The sequence below is a fragment of the Enterococcus sp. GPZ-007 genome, assembly GCF_059374735.1.
Map to the genome: position 1 here is coordinate 17702 of NZ_JCAFYN010000005.1, position 15347 is coordinate 33048.

Annotated in this window: 13 protein-coding genes; 9 read left to right on the forward strand and 4 right to left on the reverse strand. The window is 39.2% G+C overall.

Features of this window, described 5'->3' with window-relative positions; translation table 11 throughout:
* The first annotated feature begins 214 nt into the window (after positions 1-214).
* Together AC4J95_RS04430 and AC4J95_RS04435 are read left to right on the forward strand one after the other, a co-directional pair.
* Positions 215-1606, forward strand: coding sequence for an LPXTG cell wall anchor domain-containing protein (locus AC4J95_RS04430; RefSeq protein WP_494548761.1), 1392 nt, complete (start codon positions 215-217; stop codon positions 1604-1606).
* A 177-nt stretch (positions 1607-1783) separates the two neighbouring features.
* Positions 1784-3268, forward strand: coding sequence for an LPXTG cell wall anchor domain-containing protein (locus AC4J95_RS04435; protein ID WP_494548762.1), 1485 nt, complete (start codon positions 1784-1786; stop codon positions 3266-3268).
* 39 nt (positions 3269-3307) lie between these two features.
* Here the strand turns inward: AC4J95_RS04435 and AC4J95_RS04440 are convergent, their stop codons facing one another.
* Entirely contained in the window at positions 3308-5011 is a 1704-nt protein-coding gene (locus tag AC4J95_RS04440) for a M3 family oligoendopeptidase (protein WP_494548763.1), read from the reverse strand.
* Between the two features lie 160 nt (positions 5012-5171).
* Complete coding sequence (gene ald / locus AC4J95_RS04445; RefSeq protein ID WP_494548764.1) at positions 5172-6308, reverse strand: alanine dehydrogenase; 1137 nt, start codon at positions 6306-6308, stop codon at positions 5172-5174.
* Positions 6309-6603: 295 nt separating this feature from the next.
* Here ald and AC4J95_RS04450 point away from each other — a divergent pair, with 295 nt between their 5' ends.
* Positions 6604-6996, forward strand: coding sequence for a hypothetical protein (locus AC4J95_RS04450; protein ID WP_494548765.1), 393 nt, complete (start codon positions 6604-6606; stop codon positions 6994-6996).
* A gap of 120 nt (positions 6997-7116) precedes the next feature.
* Here AC4J95_RS04450 and AC4J95_RS04455 read toward each other — a convergent pair whose 3' ends face one another.
* Positions 7117-8631 carry an AcpB/EbpR/MafR family transcriptional regulator gene (locus AC4J95_RS04455; protein WP_494548766.1) on the reverse strand — a complete coding sequence of 505 codons (1515 nt, stop codon included), beginning with the start codon at positions 8629-8631 and terminating at the stop codon, positions 7117-7119.
* Entirely contained in the window at positions 8609-10132 is a 1524-nt protein-coding gene (locus AC4J95_RS04460; protein WP_494548767.1) for an AcpB/EbpR/MafR family transcriptional regulator, read from the reverse strand. The genes AC4J95_RS04455 and AC4J95_RS04460 overlap by 23 nt, the downstream gene beginning before the upstream one ends.
* A 324-nt stretch (positions 10133-10456) precedes the next feature.
* Here AC4J95_RS04460 and AC4J95_RS04465 point away from each other — a divergent pair, with 324 nt between their 5' ends.
* From AC4J95_RS04465 to AC4J95_RS04490, 6 genes are all read left to right on the forward strand, one after another.
* Positions 10457-10732, forward strand: coding sequence for an HU family DNA-binding protein (locus tag AC4J95_RS04465; RefSeq protein ID WP_316401541.1), 276 nt, complete (start codon positions 10457-10459; stop codon positions 10730-10732).
* 157 nt (positions 10733-10889) lie between these two features.
* Positions 10890-11786 carry a permease gene (locus tag AC4J95_RS04470; RefSeq protein WP_494548768.1) on the forward strand — a complete coding sequence of 299 codons (897 nt, stop codon included), beginning with the start codon at positions 10890-10892 and terminating at the stop codon, positions 11784-11786.
* 12 nt (positions 11787-11798) lie between these two features.
* Positions 11799-12635, forward strand: coding sequence for a TIGR03943 family putative permease subunit (locus AC4J95_RS04475; RefSeq protein WP_494548769.1), 837 nt, complete (start codon positions 11799-11801; stop codon positions 12633-12635).
* Positions 12636-12778: 143 nt separating this feature from the next.
* Positions 12779-13459, forward strand: a complete 681-nt coding sequence (locus tag AC4J95_RS04480) for a response regulator transcription factor (RefSeq protein ID WP_494548770.1) — start codon at positions 12779-12781, stop codon at positions 13457-13459.
* On the forward strand, positions 13456-14445 hold the full coding sequence (locus AC4J95_RS04485) for an ATP-binding protein (RefSeq protein WP_494548771.1): 990 nt from the start codon (positions 13456-13458) through the stop codon (positions 14443-14445). The genes AC4J95_RS04480 and AC4J95_RS04485 overlap by 4 nt, the downstream gene beginning before the upstream one ends.
* Positions 14446-14585: 140 nt before the next feature.
* Positions 14586-15347, forward strand: a complete 762-nt coding sequence (locus tag AC4J95_RS04490) for an ABC transporter ATP-binding protein (RefSeq protein WP_494548772.1) — start codon at positions 14586-14588, stop codon at positions 15345-15347.

Consider the following 15347-nt stretch of genomic DNA (forward strand, 5'->3'; position numbering starts at 1 on the left):
GTTTATTTCTAAATAAATCCATTATTATTATTTTAATATACGTTATTTTAAGAATATCAATTTTCTTTAGTTTTTTAATTGTAATAATATTGAAATATTATAATAAAGGTGTTTTTCAGTTTGTTAGCCGATTATCGCTTGTAAGATTTACAGAACAAATTATCTATTTGTGTGTTATAATAAATGCTGGTATTAATTAAAAGGAGGACGTTTTATGTTTAGAAAAAGTGTCTATTTGTTTTCGGTAGCTCTCTTGGGATTAACAGTTGTACCTAGCAGCGCTTGGGCGGATGAAACTGCTGAGCCAATAACACCTGAGGTAACAACGGAATTAATTGAAAGCCCTACCGAGGTTTCGGAACGGCCAATTTTGGAATCACAAGAGCCTGAGGCAGAGAATAAGCCTGAATCGGGGGAAGCTGTCGAAGAAGAAGGATTTACCCCAGAGAATATTGAAAATAATCAAGAGGGAACAGAGCAAGCTGAAATGCCCGTGGCTGAGTCAGTTGAGGAAGCAACCTCAGATGAGGCTATAGAAAAAGTAACTCCTCAGCCAGTAGCAACAAAAGCAGCTGTTCCTGTACTGAAAGATGACAATGATGGGAAAATCATTGACCATGAAAAGGCCATCACCGATGAGCAGGCTAAAATACCTGCTGAGTATAATTTCATGCCGAACTTTGATCATCTGGAGGATATTGTGGTTACTTCTGCTGGCAGTTACCAGGACCGGACAAATTATTTTGCTTTTGATTTGAGTCAGGAGACGCCTAACTCGATTACTGTAGTCTATAAGAATGTCGGAACGTACAATGGCAAGGTGATCGATATGAAGGTGACCGTCAAAGAATGGACTGCTTTCTCAGGTAGTTTATATAATCAACTCCGCATTCATAAAAAGAATGGAATCACCATGAGTGGAATCAGCGACGTACGTTTGAGTTACTCATTTCTTGACAATCTAACCGCGTCTGCTGTGAACATTTCTGGTTTCTTTAATTTTACAGATATTGATTTGCTTCAAAGCATCGACCTGTTTGATCATAATAATGTTCAAAACTTTTATGTCACGAAGGGTAACCAATTATACTTTAAAACTCACAACGGTTATACCAAAGTTGGTGAGATCAATCGAAAAAGGACCGATAACCTAGACATGGATCATTGGTTAACGTATACCTATAAAAATGTGTCTAATTTTGATGTACGCTACAACCAAGACTATGATTCAGGAGCTATCTTTAACTATACCTATCAAGCACCAATCGTAATTGAAGAAACCCCAATCACCTCTGAACCAGAAAAACCAGAAGTTATTGAGGAACTACCTGTACAAGAAGAAACACCATCTGAAAATGTCCCTGTGACAACAATCAAAACCGAGGAACCTAGAAAAGTAAAAACCGAGATAATGATACAAAGGGATGTAGAAAAAGTACAACATCAAAAAATCACTCCAGCTGAAATAAAAGTAAAAGAAGCGGAACCTTTGAAGCAAGCAGTATTACCACAGACGAATGTACAAAACAATTCGCTTTTTGCATTACTAGGCAGTACCTGTATCTTACTTTTTATCGCGCTATTCAAGAATAAGAAAAAAGTATAGCTTAACGAGACTCTTTGGAATTATTTTCCAAGGAGTCTTTTTATCGTTAGTAGAAATAAATAAAACATCTAATTCTAATAATTTGTTGACATAAATCGCTAATATAAAAAAAATGATCTATAATCAACAATAAATGTTATAATTGTTTTTGACATTTATTAAAAAGGAGGTTGTTTTATGGTGAAAAAAGGTATTTATTTGTTTTCAGTGGCAATTTTAGGCTGTTCTTTGCTACCAAGCACTGCTTGGGCTGACGAAACGAAAGAGCAGGCAGTATCAAATATTTCAACGGAATTTGTTGAAAGTCCGAGCAATGATGAGATAGCACCTGCTGCTGTGGCAGCTGAGGCTACGCAATCAAACAAGCCGTTGATTGAATCTGAAGTTGTTGAAACGGAATCGATTTCATCAAGACCAACAGAATTGGCTGCGCCAGAAGTGACAGAAACAACGGAGTTAGAAGTACCAGCTAATCCAATAGAAGTAGATGACGTAGAAACACCAGAAGTGTCAACCGAAGATGTCGCTGAGGAAAAACAAGCGCCTGAAGAGTTGGAAGCCACTGTTCCCGATACGACAAAAACACCTGAATCAAATGGAGAAAAGGCAGCAGATTCGATAAATGAAGTGAAAACGACAAAGGTAGCTGCCCCAGTGTTGAAAGAGAATAATGATGGTAAAATCGTGGATCATGAAAAAGCCATCACCGATGAAAATGCGAAAGTTCCGACGGAATACGAATTTATGCCTAATTTTGCGAATGTGAAAGAGGTTCTCGTTGGCGGTACCGCAAATTATATTAGTGATGGGTACACGTTTACCTTCGATCTAGATAGCGAAAAAACTGGTACGATTACTGTTACCTATAGAAATGTCGGTACCTATAAGGGGAAGCTGATCGACATGAAGGTCACGGTTAATGGTTGGACGGCACTTGCTGGTAAACAGGTGCTCCACATCAACAAAGACAATGGGATCACCATGCGGGGAATTAGGGAGGTGCTGCTGAACTATTCCTTCTTTGATAACCTGACGGCAGCTCCGGTCAAACTATCTGGCTTCTTCAATTTTACGGATATTGATTTGGAGCAAAGTGTGGATCTTTTTAACAAAAATAATATCCAGCATTTCTATGTGACAAAAAACAATCAACTTTATTATAAGATCAATGGAGACCATATCAAAATCGGTGAGATCGACAACATCAATACCACAAATTTAGATATGAGTCATTGGCTAGCATTTACTTACAAAAATGTTTTTGGTTTTGACGTCCGCTATAATCAGGATTATGAAACGGATGCTGTGTTTAATTATTCCTTCAAGTTACCCTTTATCATGCGAGATACACCGGGATTTTATGATCCGTCTATCCCGAAGGATGTAGAAATGCCTGATGAGCCAAATCCGGCTGATAATGGTAGCCAAGGAACTGTAGGAACGATAAGTCCGGCAGTTAACACAAGTGAAACGAGTGGAGTTATTACGGGAACTCAAGCGATGGTTCAGTCAGCCGATCAAACAGCTCCGGTTGCGGCGATCCAAACAACACAAGCAGAGCTGCCGCAAACGAATGTCAAAAAAGGCTCTTTCTTGACTATTCTTGGCGGCGTATGTATCTTGCTATTTACAGCATTATTCTTAAAAAAGAATAATGTATAGCAAAAAAGTCCTACTGAAAAATAATTCAGTAGGATTTCTTTATTCGAGTAATTCTGCTTCTGAAATATCAGCCAGATAGTGATCAACAGCCGCTAATAAATCAGTCATTTTTTCGCGGTCAAAAGGGGAGGCAAGGTTGCCTAATTCTACTGTTTCTAAAAAGGTCTTACTTCCACCAATTCGACAGATCGCCAAATAATCATCCCAAGTCATCGGATCATTGTTAACAATTTTGCGTTGCCAGAATTGCAGAGCACAGACTTGGGCTAAGGTATAATCAATGTAATAGAAAGGGACTTCAAATATATGCCCTTGGCGATACCAGTAGATCCCACGTTCTAAAGCTTCGGATTCCTGATAGTTACGCTCAGGACAATAGCGCTGCTCCAGCTCGCGCCAGCAATGCTTTCGATCGGCAACAGTCCATTCTGGATGCAGATAGACTTCTTCTTGGAAATGATCGACTAAAGCACCATAAGGCAGAAATTGCAGGGCGCTGCTTAAATGAGCGAACTTATACTTCTCGCTGTCACTCCCGAAAAACTTATCCATCCATGGCCAAGTTAAAAATTCCATACTCATAGAATGGATTTCCGCTGTGTCAGAAGTCGGAAAAACAAGTTCAGGCTCCGTGATCCAGCGGGACAAATAACTCTGGAAGGCATGTCCTGTTTCGTGAGTCAGGACATCGACATCATCAGAAGTGCCGTTGAAATTCGCAAAGATGAAGGGCATCTGTACTTCATCAATGAATTCGCAATAACCGCCGCTTTGTTTCCCTGGGCGACTGGCTAGATCCATTAGTTCCTGCTGTATCATCAAATCGAAGAAGCTTCCGGTTTCGTTGGAAAGCTCATGGTACATCGCTTGAGCGCTTCGAACCAAAGTGTCGCGATTTCCCTGTGGACGAGGGTTGCCGTTTGGGTAAACCAATGGCAAGTCATAATGCAAAAGGGCATCGATACCAAGACGTTCTTTCTGGCGTTGATAAAGCTTTTGATTGATTGGAACGACTTTTTCGACAATGAATCGACGAAAATCATGAAGCTGCCTCCGGTCATAGCTCCAGCGATTCATCAATCGATCACCATATTCAACATAATTATTGAATCCTAATTTTTGTGCTTGTTGATGACGCACCTTCACCAGCTGATCATAGATATCATCAAATTCCTCTTCGTTTGCAACAAAAAAGCTTTCGTAGACTGCTTGAGCAGATTTACGGATCTTTCGATCTGGAGTAGTAAAAAAGGCGGACAACTCTGACAGTGTATGCTTTTTCCCGTTAAAATCCAATTCAGCAGAAGCAATTAATTGCGAATATCGGCTAACGGCTTCATTCTCCTGCTGCTTCAACTCGATAACAGAATCATCTAAAAGCCGGAGCTGATCTTCTGCGAAAAGAAAAAGAGTCGCAGGAAAATCCGTTTCTAACTGTTTGCGAAAAGGGGAGCTCAGCAAACTTTTGTAAAAATGATTATGAATTTGGTCGACTAGCGGCGCATGATGATCCCAAAAAACATTCTCATCACGATAAAAAGGGTCTTTAGTATCGATTGAATGACGGATATAAGCCAATTTCATATTTTTTGCCATCTCGCCACGCAGGCGATTAAGCTTTTCTAAAGCCGCTTTAGCAGCTGGATAATCATCCGCTTCAACAAACTGTTGAGTGGTTTTGGTAATCTTCTCTTTATAGTGAGTTAAATCAGGTCTTTGATATGAAATTTCTGAAAAAAGCATAATAAACCTCCTGTTATAATAGAATCTTTTCTATTATAACAGTTCCCACGATTTGTTTAATAGCTCGAAGTTCTGCCAGCGCATGAACATCAATATAAGCTGTTAAAAGTGGAACCAGCAAAAAAACCTGCCAGCATCATGCTGGCAGGTTCCTCTTGTTTTATGAATTCATCATTAATTTTTCGTTTAGCATACCATCGATTGGCGTATAATCCATGCACAAATCATTGGCTACAGCTTCAATTGTAAGTTTACCGTTGTAAGTATTCACACCGCGGCGAAGCGCTAGGTTGTTCTTCAAGATTTCTTCTAGCGAATTGTTTGCTAACAGATTAGCATAAGCCATCGTACTGTTGCTCAAAGCATATGTTGCTGTTTGCGGAACGGCACCTGGCATATTGGCAACGGCGTAGTGAACAACTCCTTCTGTCACATATGTTGGATCGTCGTGGGTTGTCACACGATCTTCCGTTTCGAAAATCCCCCCTTGATCGATCGCGACATCGACAATTACACCATGATCCGGCATTTGTGCCACCATTTCTTTTGTAACTAAAGTTGGTGCTTTATGACCAGGAATCAACACGGCACCAATCACTAAATCAGCAGTCTTCAAGCATTCTTGGATATTGTAGCTGTTTGACATCATGGTTTGTACACTGTTGCCGAAGATGATATCTAATTCTTTCAGACGAGGAACACTAACGTCTAACAGAGTTACGTTAGCCCCTAAGCCTAATGCTAGTTTTGCCGCATTCAAGCCAACGACACCGCCGCCGATCACGACAACATTGCCGCGGCGTACGCCGGGAACCCCGGATAATAGGATACCTTTTCCGCCGTTAACGCGTTCTAAATAGTTAGCTCCGATCTGAGCAGCCATTCGACCAGCGATTTCACTCATTGGAGCAAGCAATGGTAAGGTATTGTCTGCTGGTTGGACATTTTCATATGCGATGGCATTGACACCGCTGTTTACTAAAGCTTCAGTCAGTGGTTTATTTGCAGCTAGATGTAAATAGGTGAACAATAATAATCCTTTACGGAAATACTGATATTCTTCGGGAAGTGGTTCTTTTACTTTCATGACCATTTCAGCAGCCCAGACGTCAGCGGCCTTCTCGATGATTGTCGCACCAGCCGCAGCATATTCCTCGTCTGTAATAGCTGAACCTTTGCCAGCGTCCTTTTCGACTAATACTTGATGCCCACGGTTAGTTAGATCAAATACTCCAGATGGGGGAAGAGCTACTCGGTTTTCGTTGTTTTTGATTTCTTTGGGAATTCCAATAATCATTTGACACACTCCTTCTTAACAATTCGTATACGAAGTGGCTTCGCTTACAAAATAATTGTACAGGACTTCAGAACAATTTCAACTAAGAATTTGCAAAGTGTTTCACATCAATGAATGATTACGACCAAATGAAAACCTTTACAATTTTTAATGGTAGGTGCTATTTGCTTAGCAGGTTCTTATTGATGAGGTGCGCCTGATAAAAATTATTATTTCTATAATAAGACATAAAATATTTGCGAAAAAAGTGAATACTAGGGATAATAGGAATAAGATATTAAGGAGCGAAGTTACTATGCCGGATAAACAACGAATTGATCAATTAAAGGAGCAGGTCAGCTTTCTAGAAGCACGCTTGACTCGTTATGAAGAATTATTACACGGACCAATGCTGAGACGGATCATTTTTGGCGGAGGACGTAGAGCAAAGCTCAGTATTCTGGAAATTGTCGTTGGATTAATCGTGCTGTTCTATACATTATTTCGAATCGATTTAGGCGTAATTTTTGTTGTCATCGTCACTTTGTCGTTGATCGTTATTCTTTTTTGTGCGATTCAATTAAATGTGCTTCGTAAGAAGAACGGAAAAGAGAAGTACCAGCGGATGATTAACAGTTTAACAGCAGAGAAAGCTTCAATGGATAAAGAACTCGATCGTTTGATCGCAGAAAAAAATGGACTTGAGTAAATGATTCAAGTCCATTTTCAATTTGCCTGTTAGATTCTCATAGTATTAAAGCAGTTTAGGTTAGCTAAAAGAAAATCGGCTCTTTTTTCTGGAAAAGTAAGTACTATCTAGTGATGAAACTTAACTTCGCATAAGCTGATTATTTCGCTTGTTGGTTTGATCCACCAGATTTTGGATTTTGTTGAGTGAGTGGATGCTTGGACAAAGTTCAACAGCGATGATCGGTGTTTGACAATCCGGCACATCGAAGGTAGAAGTACTGATAACAATATCATATTCTTCAAAAACCTCTAAGTAGCTTTTACTATGTAATTGATCGACATTCATTTGGTGGATCACATAATTTCCTCGAAGCGAGAAGCGCAGCAGTTCTGTTAATAAACCTTCCTGCATTCTCGAATCGGTAGATACGACTAGCAGATTGACGGGCTTTTCTGACTGCTTCATCCCATTTAAACAACTAGGTACAGTAGCGATGATCTGATAAATATAGTTGTCAATAAACTCTGGTGTACCAAAAAGCTGATAGTTTTCTGTGAATTCAATTACTAAACTACGCAGCTGATGGACGCAATGCGCGTGGAAAATTTCTAATAACCGCAGACAATCCTTTTTTCGATCCTGCACTACGCTAATGAATTCCTTGGTTTTCGCATGGAAGAGGTGTTGATTAATCAAGATGGTAGCCATCTGATCCTTTTGCTGTTCGGTTAAGGGAGTGACCAACATGGTACTCAGTTTTTCCGCCAACTCATAATGTGTTTCGTAATGATAGGCCAATGAAAAATTTGTTTTGACAACCTTTTCTCTGTGCTTCTCACCGAGTATGAACAAATCGGAGTAAAGTAGCCAAAAACTATCCTTCATGATATCTTCAGAATAGAGAATCTGCAATTCTTTGTGCAGATAAGGGTCAAAATTGTTGATAGCTTTTTGATCTGGCGGCAGAATCGCATTAGATTTAAGTGTTTCTATTGCTATACAATGTCCTCTTGATATTCGTACAAGGCTAACGAAGAAGCACAGGCTCAAGCGATTGTATTGTGCGAGAGAGACTGTCAAATTGTTCTCCGCGATCATCGATCGAACAACTTCATCGCCAAAGCGGAAAAAATCCATGCTGAAATGAGTGTTTTCCCATTCAATCTTTTTTTCGGTGAAATATAAGAAAAACAAATGACGGATCGCTGTTTCATTTCCGGTCAAACGAAATGGACGACGCTGAATGCCCACCTTCCATTGTCCCAAAGCTTCCTGTAGATCCTTCATTGCGATTTGGACCGTGGTCATGCTGCAAAACAATTTTTGTGAAAGCTCCAATAGAGTGAAGTATTCCTCAAAGAAAATCATCTCTAGAATTCTAAAAGCCATCGAATTACCAAGTAATGTTGAGTAAAGGACATCAATCGTTGCATTGTCTTTAAGCTCTAATCGATAAAGACTGTTTTCTCGTATCACCTTGTAATAGTCACTCTGTGTATTGATCGAGCGAATGTCATTCAGCAACGCGGGAATCGTACAATCAGCAATTTCTGCTAATTCTTCGCTTGAGCGAGGATGCCGCGAGTAATAGAGTGTTTCCATTAAAAGTAATTGGCGTTGGCTATCTCGTTTAAGTAGATGACGTAAGTTCATTATGAAGTTCCTTTCGTGATGGAAGTGATTCAAAATCGTTAATAAATTGTTGAATTCGCTCAAAGTCTTTCGCTGTTGGAAAGGCGTTGACCGCGATCAATGGACAGGAGGAGACCAGACCTGTCATCGTTACGTTTGTAACAATCAAATCATATTGTTGCGTTAATGCAGTTAGTTGATCCTGTAAGATAAAAGGTGTTTCGAAATATTCATAATGGACGGATCCTTTGATGAAATCTGGAAAGACAGAATGCCAAAAACGTTCGTGAGTGGTCGAAGTGTCCGACAGTAGGAGCACCTTGATTGGTAGATCGGCATCAACTAAACGTTGGAGTAATTCATCTATTGATGTAACTAAACAACTTAGATAGATCGGTATAAAGCAGTCCCGCTTTTGCGGTTTTAAAAATTTACTTACAACTTTCTTAAGTTTTCTTATTTCTCGGCTGTATTTTTTATTAATCAGCCTCACCATTGTTTCATCAGTTTCATGTAAAATCTCGATTGAATGTTTATCCGGATAGTAGCAGAATAGCTCATTTCCCAGTATACGCAGAGTCTCAACGAATTCTGTTTGTGAAAGAGGTTTTGCCAGCAAGTCGCTGATTTCTTCTAATAAGAAATGATGGGCTTCATAGAAATTCGCTAATCGTTTATTTCTTTGATGAGCTAACGATTGCTGCTGACGATTCAGAATCAACTGATGAGAAAATAATGGCCATAAACACTCTCTCAATTGAAGATTGGTAAATTCCATTGACGTTTCTCGGCTAATCAAAACACCTAATTGCTTTAGATCCTCTGTATCAGGAATAATCAAGCCGCTCTCAAATGCGAGATTTTTCATCGCATGACCTTGTTTTTGTCGCTGTAATCCAATTAAGAAGCTATGCATTAGTTGAAAATGAACATTCATGTTGTTTGTGATTCGATTTTCTTCAAAAATACGACGAATCAATTGGTCAACAGAATCGATCAATCTCTGAGAAAAGCCATAATCAGCAAAGGGCATCCGTGATTCTTTAAAGAATAGGTAATAGAGATGCCGAATCGCCGCTTCATCACCAGTGACCTGTAACGGGCGATGTTCCACGGTGATGTCCCAGTAAACCGTTTCATCCTTGACCGCTTTTAAATAGCGTTGCATATTTGAAAAGCTGCAGTTTAAACGATCGGCAGCGGGTTGAATGCAGCGACTTTTTTCAAAAAAAAGACTCTGAAGAACTTGGAATTCTAAGTGACCACGCAAAATATATGAGTACAAAACATCTATCGTGGCGTGAAAATCAAATTCAATTGAATAAAGACCTTTCGTTTTTAAAATATTTAATGGTAATTTCTCCTCATTAAGGAAACGGATATCACTAATTAATACCGGAAGTGAGCAATCCAAGATGTCCATCAAATACTCTGAAGGAAGCATGTCTTTTGCATAATAAAGCTCTTCAATCAGACGTAACCGTCGTGCAGTTTCCTTTTTCATCAACCCTCTAAGATTCATAAATAAAACTCCTTGAATATTTTTTTATTTAATATAATCTCAAACGATTGATAAAACAAGCTTGAATACCTTAATTGTTTGTTATATATGTTATTTAACTAATTATGAATATAAATTATTATAAAATAGGATACCATTTTAATAAGGAAAAATACAAATTATTTTTAAAATCTTCGAATGATTTTTTTATTTTTTAATTTCTAATAAATAAAAAATAAAAAAATGAAAAAAAGAGAAAAAGAGTGCAAACTGTTGCCTTTCGGCGCAATAACGAATAGAATTGTCTTTGGAATACATTAAAAAAGATAGTGGAGGCTATACATTATGATCAATAAACAAAGTTTAGTTGAACAAGTAGCAGAAAAAACTGGATTGACAAAGAAAGACGCAACAGCGGCTGTAGATGCTTTATTTGACGGAATTCAATCATCATTGAAAGATGGCGAAAAAGTACAAGTGATCGGCTTTGGTAACTTTGAAGTACGCGAACGTGCAGCTCGTAAAGGTCGTAACCCTCAAACAGGTGAAGAAATCACCATCGCAGCAAGTAAATCACCTGCATTTAAAGCTGGTAAACAATTAAAAGACGCTGTAAAATAATCAGTCACTGCCTGCTCCTCGTGAGCAGGCTTTTTTTGTATATCAGGGTTATAAACTCTAAAAAAAGTGTAAAAAAAAGTTTGTGAATAGAAATTATCTTGTGTCTTTTGAAGAAAAAGAGTATATCTTAAAACAGTGAAAAATTTGGAGGAGTCACATGTTTAATTTTCTACCACATTCGGTATTGCAGATGGGGACGATCTTCTTGTCGATTGTCATCGAAGCGATTCCTTTTGTTTTATTAGGTTGTATCATTTCTGGTGCCTTACAAGTATTTCTAACGCCAGAACGAGTACAAAAAATCCTACCTAAAAATAAATTTTTAGCAATTCTCGTTGGCTCTTTTCTGGGCTTCTTTTTCCCTTCTTGTGAATGCGGTATTGTACCGATTGTTACTCAATTTATGCGCAAGGGAGTGCCTGAACATACAGCGTTTGCGTTTATGGTGACTGCACCGATTATCAATCCGATTGTACTATTCTCAACCTATATTGCTTTTGGAAACAGTACAAGATTTGCCTTCTTGAGAGCTTTAGGTAGCTTTATCGTGGCATTGATCATTGGAGCATGGATCGCGTATTTCAATCGTTCACCGATTTTAAAGGCAGAATTACCGAATCATTCGGCTCACGTACACAATGAAGGGTCAAGAAAATCCTTCGGTCAGAATATCTGGTCAGTTTTAGTACACGGGATTGATGAGTTTTTCGATACCGGTCGCTATTTAATTATCGGAGCATTGATAGCCAGCGGAATGCAAGTTTTTTTACCAACGCAATTCATGCTGCAGCTAACTTCCTCGAAAATCATCGGAATCGTAGTCATGCTGGTATTGGCGTTCACCATGTCTCTTTGTTCTGAAGCAGATGCCTTTGTCGGCTCATCATTACTAAGTTTGTTCGGAACGAATGCGATCGTGGCGTTTCTCGTTTTTGGTCCGATGGTCGACATCAAAAATCTGATGATGATGGGACGTAGTTTTCATGGGAAATTTATCTTGCAGCTGATCGCATTGATCAGTGTGGTCGTAACGATCTATGCACTGATGATATAAGGGGAGAGACAAATGATACGCTTTTTGATTTTATCTGGCTATTTCGAGTTAATGATGTATCTGCAGGTTTCCGGTAAATTGGATCAATATATCAATGTCCATTACCGTTATCTAGTCTTCTTGACGATGGCCTTATCGTTAGTATTGGCATTGGTTCAGCTGAAAATTTGGGCTGGCGGAGAAAAGAGTGAAATCCACGAGCATCACGATGGACATGATCATGGGTTGACAAAGTCATATCAACGCGGAATCGCCTACATATTATTATTCTTACCGCTAGTAGTGGGCACGCTATTTCCAACGATCAGTCTGGACACCACGATTGTTGAAGCGAAGGGCTTTAGTTTCCCTGTCAGCAAAGAATCGGTGGGCGATCCCGAGATGACAACGCAATATTTGAAGCCTGATACAAGCATTTATTACAATAAGAGTGATTACACAGATCAAATGACCAAATTAATGACGAAATATGAGACGGATCAAGAATTAGAGATTACCGATGAGAATTATTTGGAAGTGATGGAATTGATCTATAATTACCCGAATTCTTTTGTCGGGAAAAAGATCGCCTTTAATGGCTTTGTATATGAAGCAAATAAAAATAATCAAAAATATGATTTTTTGTTCCGTTTTGGCATCATACACTGTGTAGCCGATTCGGGTGTGTTTGGTTTGATGACCAAATTGCCCTCCAATGTTGCAGTAAAAAATAATCAATGGTTGCACATTGAAGGGACGATCACTTTGGATTTCTTCGAACCCTTTGATCGTCAAATACCTTCAGTTGCAGTCAGCAGCGCTCAATCCGTGAGTGCTCCTAAAAATCAATATGTGTACCGCGCTTTTTAACAAAGGGAGTCTTCTGTAAATCAGAAGGCTCTTTTTTCATTAAATGGCAGCCAGTTGCGAAAATCTTTTATTTTTTTCAAGATAGCTTCTGAAATACTGTGAACTTCTAGTATAATAAAAAGAAAAAGTAGAAGGAACTATTAATGACCAATAAAATTTTTCTTGTAGAAGATGACACCACGATCGTTTCAGTGATTCAACAGCATCTTACTCAGTGGGGACTGACTTGTGATGTTGCAGCCGATTTTCAACATGTTTTTGAAGAATACCAGAATGCTCAACCGGATTTAGTGATTTTAGATATCTCTTTGCCATATTTCAACGGGTTCTATTGGTGTCAGGAAATTCGCAAGGTTTCGGAAGTACCGATCATCTTCTTATCCTCAGCGAAGGACCAAATGAATCAAGTAATGGCTTTGAATATGGGAGCCGACGAATTTATTGAAAAGCCCTTTGAACTGACAATTCTGCTAGCAAAAATCCAAGCATTGTTGCGTCGCAGCTATAAATATGGACAGCAATTGACTTATTCTTTCGGAGACTATCAATTCGTTCCAGCGATTAACCAGATTCAGTCAATGAAAGATCATTTACCATTGACTCCTAATGAATCCCGCATTTTAAGTGTTCTGTTCGCTACACGCGGACAAATCGTACCACGAGAACAAATTATTGAGACTTTGTGGCAAAGCGATGATTTTATTGATAACAACACCTTGGCCGTCAACCTAACTCGTTTACGAAAAAAATTGAAGGACTTCGGCATCGAGAGCCTGATTCAAACAGTGAAGAACAAAGGGTATTTGATTGAGGAAAAAGGATGAGAGTATTAATGAGCTTTCTCTATGAGCGGCGAGTCATCTATGGAATGTATGTCATTTTCTGGGGATTGATCGCCTTAACTTTTTATCTGTATGAATTACAGTTTGCACCTTTTTGGGACGGTTTTCTATTTACAGTTTTCACCTTAGTGGTCTATTCTTTCGTTTCATACTATCGCTATTTCCGAAAGCAAAAACAATTAGCACTTTTAGCAACGAAGGACCTGCAGCTTAGTAGCCTTATTTTTCTTCCTAGAGCTGAAACAATGACTGAAAAAACGTATCAAGAGGTTTTACGGTTAGTCTTAGAAAACAAGAACCAGCAGCAAGAAGTGCTCCAGCAGAAGCAAAAAGAGATCTTAGATGATTTCGGATTGTGGCTGCATCAAATCAAGACACCTGTGGCAGCGTTGGATCTGCTGATCCAATCAGGACAACTAGATCCTCGAACAATGAAAAATGAAGTATTTAAAATTAATGACTATCTGCAAATGATCCTGAACTATATGCGTCAAAATTTGGATCAGGCAGATTTAGTCTTTCAACAGCTGGCGATCGATAAGGTTATCAAATCCGTCGTAAAGAAATACGCGACATTTTTCTCTCAAAAAAATCTTAGCCTGCAGCTTGAGAACCTGACTGGTGTGGTCTATTCAGATCAGAAATGGCTGGTCTTTATTTTAGAGCAGATCATTTTTAACGCGATCAAATACACCGAAAATGGTGTGATCCGGATTTTCTTTACAGAAAACCAGTTAACGATTGAAGACAGTGGAATGGGGATTCGTGCGGAGGATCTGCCGCGGGTTTTTGAAAAGGGCTACACCGGAATGAACGGTCGTGAGCAGCAAAGAGCTAGTGGACTTGGACTCTATCTCAGTCAACAAGCTGCAGAAAAATTAGGCTGCCGCATATATATAGAATCAGAGGTAAGAAAGGGAACGAAGGTTACCATTGTCTTCCCAACCGAGATTTCCGCATTTGAATAAATCCAAACTTTCATGATTGTAAGTTTGGATTTATTTTCGTAAGTAGAGTTTTTGCAGGCAGAAACCTATGATTTAGTAGAGGGCTAACCAGATACTACTGGTAGCGAAACTACTGAATATGAATTAGGAGGAATTTCACAATGAATGAGCTATTGAAGGTTGAGAAGATTAAAAAGGTCTATCAGACCCAGTTCAAGGGAATGCCTGTTGAAGCCTTGAGAAGTATCGATTTATCTGTCGACAAGGGCGATTATGTGGCGATCATGGGAGAGTCAGGATCAGGCAAGAGTACCTTATTAAATTTGATTGCAACTTTGGATAAACCATCTTCTGGAACGATTCTATTAGATGGGATGGATTTGAATACCATCAAGGAAAAAAATGCCGCGGCTTTCCGGCGAGACCATTTGGGCTTTGTATTTCAGGATTTCAATTTGTTGGATACATTCTCAGTGAAGGATAACATTTTACTGCCGTTAGTACTATCTCGCACACCAGTTAAGGAATTGATGAGTGAGTTGAAACCAGTCGTGAAGGCTTTAGGAATCGAAAAATTATTAGAGAAATATCCTTACGAATTGTCAGGCGGACAGAAACAACGGGTGGCCGTTGCGCGTGCGATCATTACCAATCCAGATTTATTGTTAGCGGATGAACCGACAGGAGCACTGGATTCAAAGACCTCAGAACAGCTGCTGCAAATTTTCCAGCGCTTGAATTACAATGGGCAAACAATTTTAATGGTGACTCACAGCTCGATCGCAGCCAGTCATGCCAATCGTGTTCTTTTTATCAAAGATGGACAAGTCTATCATCAGCTCTATCGCGGCAACAAGGACAACTACGCATTCCTTGAAACCATCAATGAGACCTTGACAGCCTTGTTATCGAAGGAGGCTTAA

Bases quoted from the DNA above. Each gene is read 5' to 3' on its own strand.
- AC4J95_RS04430 (WP_494548761.1), top strand. From the start codon at position 215: ATGTTTAGAAAAAGTGTCTATTTGTTTTCGGTAGCTCTCTTGGGATTA.
- AC4J95_RS04435 (WP_494548762.1), top strand. From the start codon at position 1,784: ATGGTGAAAAAAGGTATTTATTTGTTTTCAGTGGCAATTTTAGGCTGT.
- AC4J95_RS04440 (WP_494548763.1), bottom strand. From the start codon at position 5,011: ATGCTTTTTTCAGAAATTTCATATCAAAGACCTGATTTAACTCACTAT.
- ald (WP_494548764.1), bottom strand. From the start codon at position 6,308: ATGATTATTGGAATTCCCAAAGAAATCAAAAACAACGAAAACCGAGTA.
- AC4J95_RS04450 (WP_494548765.1), top strand. From the start codon at position 6,604: ATGCCGGATAAACAACGAATTGATCAATTAAAGGAGCAGGTCAGCTTT.
- AC4J95_RS04455 (WP_494548766.1), bottom strand. From the start codon at position 8,631: ATGAACTTACGTCATCTACTTAAACGAGATAGCCAACGCCAATTACTT.
- AC4J95_RS04460 (WP_494548767.1), bottom strand. From the start codon at position 10,132: ATGAATCTTAGAGGGTTGATGAAAAAGGAAACTGCACGACGGTTACGT.
- AC4J95_RS04465 (WP_316401541.1), top strand. From the start codon at position 10,457: ATGATCAATAAACAAAGTTTAGTTGAACAAGTAGCAGAAAAAACTGGA.
- AC4J95_RS04470 (WP_494548768.1), top strand. From the start codon at position 10,890: ATGTTTAATTTTCTACCACATTCGGTATTGCAGATGGGGACGATCTTC.
- AC4J95_RS04475 (WP_494548769.1), top strand. From the start codon at position 11,799: ATGATACGCTTTTTGATTTTATCTGGCTATTTCGAGTTAATGATGTAT.
- AC4J95_RS04480 (WP_494548770.1), top strand. From the start codon at position 12,779: ATGACCAATAAAATTTTTCTTGTAGAAGATGACACCACGATCGTTTCA.
- AC4J95_RS04485 (WP_494548771.1), top strand. From the start codon at position 13,456: ATGAGAGTATTAATGAGCTTTCTCTATGAGCGGCGAGTCATCTATGGA.
- AC4J95_RS04490 (WP_494548772.1), top strand. From the start codon at position 14,586: ATGAATGAGCTATTGAAGGTTGAGAAGATTAAAAAGGTCTATCAGACC.